General features: G+C 74.4%; 7 protein-coding genes. All 7 read right to left on the bottom strand.

From position 1 onward, the window contains the following. Positions 1-844: HAMP domain-containing protein (locus OF117_RS21845; RefSeq protein ID WP_263554969.1), on the bottom strand; the 844-nt coding region annotated here is incomplete at its 3' end. A gap of 378 nt (positions 845-1,222) precedes the next feature. Then, positions 1,223-1,978, bottom strand: a complete 756-nt coding sequence (gene otsB, locus OF117_RS21840; protein ID WP_263554968.1) for a trehalose-phosphatase — start codon at positions 1,976-1,978, stop codon at positions 1,223-1,225. Continuing rightward, on the bottom strand, positions 1,975-3,423 hold the full coding sequence (locus OF117_RS21835) for a trehalose-6-phosphate synthase (protein ID WP_263554967.1): 1,449 nt from the start codon (positions 3,421-3,423) through the stop codon (positions 1,975-1,977). The genes otsB and OF117_RS21835 overlap by 4 nt, the downstream gene beginning before the upstream one ends. A gap of 82 nt (positions 3,424-3,505) precedes the next feature. Then, complete coding sequence (locus OF117_RS21830) at positions 3,506-3,868, bottom strand: fluoride efflux transporter FluC (protein WP_263554966.1); 363 nt, start codon at positions 3,866-3,868, stop codon at positions 3,506-3,508. Further along, positions 3,865-4,284 (bottom strand): fluoride efflux transporter CrcB, encoded by a 420-nt coding sequence (gene crcB, locus OF117_RS21825; protein ID WP_263554965.1) that lies wholly within the window; start codon positions 4,282-4,284, stop codon positions 3,865-3,867. Before crcB ends, OF117_RS21830 begins: the two co-directional genes overlap by 4 nt. Before the next feature lie 22 nt (positions 4,285-4,306). After that, entirely contained in the window at positions 4,307-6,052 is a 1,746-nt protein-coding gene (gene ngg / locus OF117_RS21820) for an N-acetylglutaminylglutamine synthetase (RefSeq protein WP_263554964.1), read from the bottom strand. Positions 6,053-6,062: 10 nt separating this feature from the next. Beyond that, the gene (locus OF117_RS21815; RefSeq protein ID WP_263554963.1) at positions 6,063-7,844 is read right to left on the bottom strand and encodes an N-acetylglutaminylglutamine amidotransferase; all 1,782 of its coding nucleotides are present in this window, start codon (positions 7,842-7,844) and stop codon (positions 6,063-6,065) included. Positions 7,845-8,041 lie beyond the last annotated feature (197 nt).

Below are 8,041 nucleotides of genomic sequence, written 5' to 3'. Positions count from 1 at the left end.
CCACCGCATCCGCCGAGGACACCACCGAGCTCAACACCTCACGCAGGGAATGCTGGGCGGACTCGAGGGCGGCGGCCATCTGCCCGATCTCGTCGGTGGAGCGGACGTCGGCCGACACAGTGAGGTCGCCGGTCGCGAGCGCCTCCAGCGACGCCTTCACCCGGCGCACCGGTCCGCTGATCGAGCGGACCGTGAGCGTGCTGAGCACGGCCACGAGCAGGACGCCCGCGCCCGCGACGAGCAGGCTCACCGTCCGGTACCGCTCGAGCGTCGCGGCCAGCTCCGCCTCGGCCGCCAGCGTCTCCGCGTGCAGCAGCTCCTTGGCCGCGCCGACGGCCCCGTCGGTGATGTCGTTGGCGGCCTGGATCTCCTCCCAGGCCACGCGGGCGGCGACCTGGTCGACGATGGCGCCCTCGACGTAGGCCGTGATGGCATCGGTGTAGGCGGTGAACGTCGTGCCGATCTCGTCGACCGCAGCCACCTCGGCCGGCTCGAGCGGGACCGATCCCAGCTCCTCGAGCAGCTCCGCCGGGGTCGCGATGTCCTCCTCGAGCTCCGGCAGCTGCTCCGTCGGGTCGGGTCGGACGGCGGCCTTGTAGCCGTCGACCTTGAGCTCGCTCGCCCGGGTGTCGATCTGCAGCACCAGGCCGTAGGCGTGCTCGAGGTGGGCGAGCCGGTCGCTGATCCGGTGGGCCGCGGCGTCACCGGCCAGTGACGAGGCGAGGAGGCCGCCGAAGGCGACGGCCACGCCGCCGACCATGACGCCGAACTTGGCCACGAGCGGTCGGTTGGCGAACCAACCCGCCCGCCGTCCGCCTGCCGGCGCAGGTGCTGTGCTGTTCACGGGGGACCCCTTCAGGGGGAGAGGGACGGGTCGGATGCGCCTCCAGTGGCGTGCGGGAGAGTGTGGTGACCCGGGACACCGCGCGCCGCGCCCGCGGGAGTTCCGTGTCGCATCGTGACGCAGCAGCGGGTCGGGCCGTTCCCCCGTGTCGTCGTGTCGACGCCGCGGGGCGGTCGACGCGCCGCGCCGCGCCGTCCACGGAGCCTCCGCCCTCCGCTCCGCGCGACGGCCGGAGCAGCGACCGCGCAGGTCCGCGCCGAGGCCGGGACCGAGGTGCGGCCCACCCGTGCGGGGCCGCCGCCAGGCGTGTCGACAGCGGCGGGACGGTGACCGGGAGCGGGGCCTTCGGTCACCCGGCGGCCGACCGCGACACGCCTCTCAGCGCGGCGGGCGGGCGAGCCGGTCGGCCAGGTGCTCGAGCAGGTCCCGCACCGCGACCGGGTCGGCGACGCGGTGGGCGGCCACCGTCTCCCCCTCGCCGACCTTGACGGTCACGTCGCCGGGCTCGAGGGCGCGGAAGCCGTCCTCGTCGGTCACGTCGTCGCCGAGGTAGACGGCCGCGGCGGCGCCGAGCTCGGTCCGGAGCCGGCGCAGGGACGCGCCCTTGTCCGCGTCGGTGATCGCCAGCTCGAGCACGGCCTTGCCGGGCTTGAGCGTCAGTGACGGATCGACCATCGACCGGACGCGCTCGAGCAGGGCCGTGCCCGTGGCGGGGTCGGGCACCTGCCGGACGTGCACCGCCACGCTGGCCGGCTTGACCTCGAGCCGGGCGCCGGGCGTCCCGGCGACCAGCGGTGCGAGCAGCTCTCCCAGGGCGTCACGCTGCTCGGCCAGCTCGCCGGCGAGCGGTGCGTCGAACTCCGCGCCGTGGCTGCCGATCCACCGGAACGGGCCGCAGAAGCCGCTCGTCGTCCGGAGGTCGTCGACGCCGCGCCCGCTGACCAGTGCGACCGTGACGCCGTCCGCGGCCGCGACCCGCTGCAGCGCCTCGGCGACGCCAGGCTGCGGCCGGGCGGCCGCCGGGTCGCCGACGATGGGCGCGAGGACGCCGTCGTAGTCGCTGGCCACCAGGAGCGGACGACGGGTGGCGACGTCGTCCAACGCGCGCGCGAGGTCCTCCGGCAGGCCGGTCACGTTCCCGCGGCCCCCTCCGCCCCGTCCCCGGACACCTGCGCGCGCAGGGCGTCGAAGAAGGACGACGCCCAGTGGTCGAGGTCGTGGCGCATCAGGTGCCGCCGCATCGCCCGCATCCGCCGGGCCCCCTCGGCCGGCTCCATGCGCAGGGCGCGCACCAGCTGGTTCTTCACGCCGGCGATGTCGTGCGGGTTGACCAGGAACGCCTGCTTGAGCTCGGCGGCCGCGCCGGCGAACTCGGAGAGCACCAGCGCCCCGCCCAGGTCGCCACGGGCGGCCACGTACTCCTTGGCGACCAGGTTCATGCCGTCGCGGTACGGCGTCACCAGCATGACGTCGGCGGCCCGGTAGAGGGCGGCGAGCTCCTCGCGCGGCATCGACTGGTTGAAGTAGTGCACGGCGGGGCCGCCGATCGTCCCGTAGACGCCGTTGATGTGCCCCACCTGCTGCTCGATCGTCTCCCGCATGTGCACGTAGTGCTCGACCCGCTCGCGGCTGGGCGTGGCGACCTGCACCATGACCGTGTCCGGCGCCTCGAGCACGCCGTCGGCCAGCAGCTCCTCGAAGGCCGACAGGCGCACCCCGATGCCCTTGGTGTAGTCGAGCCGGTCGACGCCGAGGATGAGCTTCCGGGGGTTGCCGAGCTCCTTGCGGATCTCCTCGGCGCGGGCGACCACGTCCGGGGAGCCGGCCAGCCGGTCGAAAGACCGGACGTCGATGGAGATCGGGAAGGCCCGGGCGGTCACGATGCGGCCCTCGTACTCGATCGCGTTGCCCCGGGCCGGCAGCTCGTGCAGCCGACGGGCCAGCTGCACGAAGTTGACCGCCGCCGACGGGCGTTGGAAGCCGACGAGGTCGGCCCCGAGAAGACCCTCCACGATCGCCGAGCGCCACGGGAGCTGGGTGAACAGCTCGAACGGCGGGAACGGGATGTGCAAGAAGAAGCCGACCGTGAGGTCGGGCCGGCGCTGCCGCAGCAGCGCGGGCACCAGCTGCAGCTGGTAGTCGTGCACCCAGACGATCGCGCCGTCGGCGGCCACCTCGGCGGTGCGGTCGGCGAACCGGCGGTTGACCTTCACGTAGGTGTCCCACCAGCGCCGGTGGTACTCCGGCTTCTCCACCACGTCGTGGTACAGCGGCCACAGCGAGGCGTTGGACATGCCCTCGTAGTAGCCGTCGACCTCGTCGTCCGAGAGCGGCACCGGGACCAGCGACACGCCCCCGGACTCGAAGGGCTCGGGCGCCTCGCCGGCCGACCCCGACCAGCCGACCCAGGCCCCGCCGCGGCCGGCCACGAACGGCTCGAGCGCGGTGACCAGACCGCCCGGGCTGCGCTGCCAGCGCGTGGTTCCGTCGGGCTCGGTGATCTGGTCGACGGGCAGCCGGTTGGCCACCACCACGACAGGGCTGTCCGCCCCCTGCGCGTCCTGCTGGATTCCGCCCATGCCGGTTCCGACCCTACTGAGGCCGACCGGCGCCCGCCTGCCCACCCCGCCCCACGTCGGGGCGACCGCCGTGACGGACCGGTCAGGTCCGCACCGCCGCTCCCGCGACGACGTAGCCGACGGCCGCGGCACCGAGACCGAGCACGAGCGTGAGCAGCACGTACCCCACGGCGCGGGCGAGCGTTCGCGCCTCGACCAGGCGGACGACGTCCGCGCCGAAGGCCGAGAACGTGGTGAGCGTGCCGCAGAACCCGGTGCCGACCGCGGCCAGGACCCAGCTCGGGGCGTTCCCCACGCCGAGCACGACACCCAGCAGCGCGCTGCCGGCCACGTTGACCGCGAGGGTGCCGGCCGCGGCGTCCCGACCGCGGCGGACCGCGAGCTGCCCGGCGAGCAGCCGCAACGGCGCGCCCACGGCGGCTCCGGCGAGCACCAGCAGGGTCATCGCGCCCGGCCGCCGGGGACCGCACGGAGGCGTGCGCCCGCCGCGACCGCCAGCACCCCGCCGACGACGGACGCCAGCACGTAGCCCGCCGCGGTGAGCGGGGCTCCCGCGCGGGCCAGGTCCACCGTCTCCAGCGCGAAAGCGGAATACGTGGTGAAGCCCCCGAGCACGCCGGTGCCGAAGAACGCGCGTGTCCGCGCGCTGTCGCGCCCGCGGGCGGCCAGCACGGCGAGCAGCACACCCATGAGGAGACAGCCGCCGAGGTTGACGGCGAGGGTCGCCCACGGCCAGCCGCCGGAGGAGCGGGGGAGCGCCTCGGCCACGGCGGAGCGCGCCAGGGCACCGAGCGCACCGCCCAGCGCCGCCAGGAGATAGGTCACCGTCGTCCCCGCTCCGCCGTCCCTCCGGCCGATCATGCCGCCATCCCGGCGCGCCGCGTCAGCGGCGGCGGGTCTCCGGGAACAGCAGGTCGACGAACCGCTCGGCGGTCGGCTGCGGCTCGTGGTTGGCCAGCCCGGGGCGCTCGTTGGCCTCGATGAACACGTGCTCGGGCCCCCCGACGTCGGGCACGAGGAAGTCCAGCCCGGTCACCGGGATGCCGATGGCGCGGCTGGCCCGCACGGCGGCCTCGGCGATGGCCGGGTGCAGTCGGTCGGTGACGTCCTCGATCGTGCCGCCGGTGTGCAGGTTGGCCGTCCGGCGGACGCGCAGCCGCTCACCGTCGTCGATGACGTCGTCCAGGTCGTGCCCGGCATCGGCCACCACCTCGGCGGTGGTGTCGTCGAGCGGGATCCGCGACTCGCCGCCGGTGGCGCGCTCCCGCCGGCGGCTCGTGGAGCGGACCAGTTCGCGCACCGAACGCCGTCCGTCGCCGACGACCTCGGCCGGGCGGCGGACGGCGGCGGCGACCACCTCGTGGTCGATCACGACCACCCGCAGGTCGTCTCCCGCCACCAGCTCCTCGACCAGCACCTCCGGGCAGAACTGCAGCGCGAACGCCACCCCGCGCTCCAGCCCGGCGCGGTCGTGGACGCCCACGGTGATGCCACGCCCCTGCTCCCCGCGGGCCGGCTTCACGACCACCGAACCGACGTCGTCGAGCAGGACGGCGGCAGCCTCGAGGTCGCCGTCGGTCGCCAGCGCCCCCCGGGGCACCCGGACGCCGGCCCGCTCCATGATCCGCCGGGTCACCCGCTTGTCGTCGCAGCGGCTCATCGCCACCGCCGAGGTGAACTCCGAGAGCGACTCGCGGGTCAGCACGCTGCGACCGCCGAGCGAGAGCCGCAATTCGCCCCACTCGGCGTCGGTGACCTGCACTCGGATGCCGCGCTCGAGCGCCTCCTCGGCGATGATCAGCGCGTAGGGGTTCAGAGCGGCCATGCCCGGCGGCCGGGTGGCGAAGAGCGGGATGTTGATCGGGTTCTTCCGCTTGACGCACACCGCGGGCACCCGGCTGAAGCCGAGCTTGCGGTACAGGGCGATGGCCGCCTTGTTGTCGTGCATCACCGACAGGTCGAGGTGGGCGCGGCCGCGCGCCACGTAGCGCTCGGCCAGCACGCGCACCAGCGCCTCGCCGGTGCCCGGCGGCGCGTCCTGCGGATCGGCGGCCAGGCACCACAGGCTGGTGCCGCGCTCCGGGTCACCGAATGCCAGCGCGTGGTCGACCCCGGTGACCGTGCCCACCACCACCCCGGTGCGCCGGTCCTCGGCGACCAGGTAGGTGAAGGCGCGGGTGCGGTGGTTGCGCCACATCGTGACCGGGTCGCCGGTCACCATCCCGCTGCGCGCGTACAGCTCGTTGATCCGCTCCATCTCGGCCAGCGAGGTGACCGTGCGGACGAAGACCCCGCGGATCAGCTCGTGCCGGGGCCGGTAGCGGTGCAGCGCGAGCCGGTAGGTGAACGACGGGTCGATGAACAGCTCGTCGGGGGCCAGCCCGACCAGCACCTGCGGATCGCGCGGGTAGATGCAGATGTCCCGGCGTCCGGACTCCTCGGCGCGCAGCGCGTCGAGGATGCCGCGGAGGTCGGCGAAGGTCTGCCCGAAGACCAGCCGCCCCCAGCCCAGGTCGAGGACGACGTCGCTCTCCATGCCCTCCAGCTGGTGCGGCGAGGGCTGCTTCCAGTTCCGGCTGGTGATGGTCGGGGTGCTGCGGCGGCGGTGCCCGGCCACGCGTGTCGTCACGGTGGTGCCCTCATCTCCCGTGGGTCTGCAGCCACAGCTCCAGCAGACCGAGCTGCCACAGCTTGTTGCCGCGCAGCGGGGTGAGCTCCCCGTTCGGGTCGCCGAGCAGCTGCTGCACGTACTCCGGCCGGAACAGCCCGCGCGCGCGGGCCGGCTCGCTGGACAGCGCGTCGCGCACCAGGTCGAGCACCTTGCCCTCGAGGTGGGTGATGGCCGGCACCGGGAAGTAGCCCTTGGGTCGGTCGATGACCTCGGGCGGGATGATCCGCCGGCCGATCCGCTTGACCACGCCCTTGCCGCCCTCGGCCAGCTTGAGCTCCGGCGGGCAGGCGGCGGCCAGCTCGACCAGGTCGTGGTCGAGGAAGGGCACCCGCGCCTCCAGGCCCCACGCCATGCTCATGTTGTCGACCCGCTTGACCGGGTCGTCGACGAGCATCACCTCGGTGTCCAGGCGCAGGGCGGCGTCCACGGCCGTCTCCGCGCCCGGCGCGGTCATGTGCTCGCGGACGAAACCCAGGCTCGGGTCGTCGTCCAGGGCGTACCGGTCGGCGACCACCTCCCTCATCGCCGCGGAGTCGCGGTCGAAGAAGGCCGCCGCGTAGGTCCCGACGGCGGCGTCGCGGCCGACCCCGGCCAGCGGCGGGTACCAGTGGTAGCCGGCGAACACCTCGTCGGCGCCCTGCCCGGACTGCACCACCCGGATGCTCTGGCTGACCCGTTCGCTGAGCAGGTCGAAGGCCACCGCGTCGTGGCTGACCATCGGCTCGGCCATGGCCCCGATGGCGTGGCCCAGCGCGGCGGCCAGCTCGTCGGAGGAGACCCGGATCCGGTGGTGGTCGGTGGCGTAGCGCTCGGCGATGACGTCGGAGTAGCGGAACTCGTCGCCCTCCCGACCGCCGACCGCCTCGAAGCCGATGCTGAACGTGGCCAGCCCGGTCTGCCCCTCCTCGGCCAGCAGCCCGACGATGAGGCTGGAGTCCAGGCCGCCGGACAGCAGCACGCCGACCGGGATGTCGGCGACCAGCCGCCGCCGGACGGCGACCCGCAGCGCCTCCTCGATCGCGTCCTCCCAGTCGCGCTCCGACCACCCGGCGTGCTCGGGCCGCCGCTCGTAGGCCGGCCGCCAGTAGCGCGTCTCGGTCGTCCGGCCGTCGGCCTCGATCACCCGGTAGGTCGCCGGGGGCAGCTTCCGGACGCCGTTGACGATCGTCCGCGGCGCGGGGACGACGGCGTGCCAGCTGAGGTAGTGGTGCAGCGCGACCGGGTCGATGCTCGCGTCGACGTCACCGGCGCGCAGGAGTGCGGGCAGCGTGGACGCGAACCGGAGCCGCCCCGGCGTCTCGGCGAGGTAGAGCGGCTTGATGCCCAGCCGGTCGCGGGCCATGACCACCCGGCCGGTGTCGCGCTCGTACAGCACGAACGCGAACATGCCGTGCAGGTGCGAGACGACGTCCGGGCCCCAGTGGTGGTAGCCCTTGATGATCACCTCGGTGTCGCTGGTGGAGAAGAACCGGTAGCCGTGCCGCTCGAGCTCGGCGCGCAGCTCCTGGTAGTCGTAGATGCACCCGTTGAAGACCGCGGTGATGCCCAGCTCGTTGTCGACCATCGGCTGGGACCCGGCGGGGGAGAGGTCGATCACCGACAGCCGGCGGTGCCCGAAGGCGACCCGCCCGGCGCCGAACGCCCCCTGACCGTCCGGCCCGCGGGGCACCAGGCAGTCGACCATCCGCGCGACGGCGGTCGTGTCCGCCATCGTGCCGTCGAAGGTGATCTCGCCGCAGAGGCCGCACATGCAGACCTATCTAACCCGTGCCGGCGGGGCCCTGCGACGCGGCCGGCAGGCGTCACACGGCCGCAACACGGACGTCGCACGGTCGGCACACGGAACGGCCTCGGACGGGCGCCGGACCGGCCCGCACCGGCCCGGACGGGCCCCGCACCGGCCCCGGACGGGCCCCGCACCGGCCCCGGACGGGCCCCGCACCGGCC

It is taken from the genome of Geodermatophilus sp. YIM 151500, from assembly GCF_025716945.1.
In the GTDB taxonomy this organism is placed as follows: domain Bacteria; phylum Actinomycetota; class Actinomycetes; order Mycobacteriales; family Geodermatophilaceae; genus YIM-151500.
The sequence above is the reverse complement of the archived record's forward strand: the minus strand, read 5'-3'. Positions and strand labels throughout refer to the sequence as shown.

Bases quoted from the DNA above. Each gene is read 5' to 3' on its own strand.
- OF117_RS21835 (WP_263554967.1), bottom strand. From the start codon at position 3,423: ATGGGCGGAATCCAGCAGGACGCGCAGGGGGCGGACAGCCCTGTCGTG.
- OF117_RS21830 (WP_263554966.1), bottom strand. From the start codon at position 3,868: ATGACCCTGCTGGTGCTCGCCGGAGCCGCCGTGGGCGCGCCGTTGCGG.
- crcB (WP_263554965.1), bottom strand. From the start codon at position 4,284: ATGATCGGCCGGAGGGACGGCGGAGCGGGGACGACGGTGACCTATCTC.
- OF117_RS21815 (WP_263554963.1), bottom strand. From the start codon at position 7,844: ATGTGCGGCCTCTGCGGCGAGATCACCTTCGACGGCACGATGGCGGAC.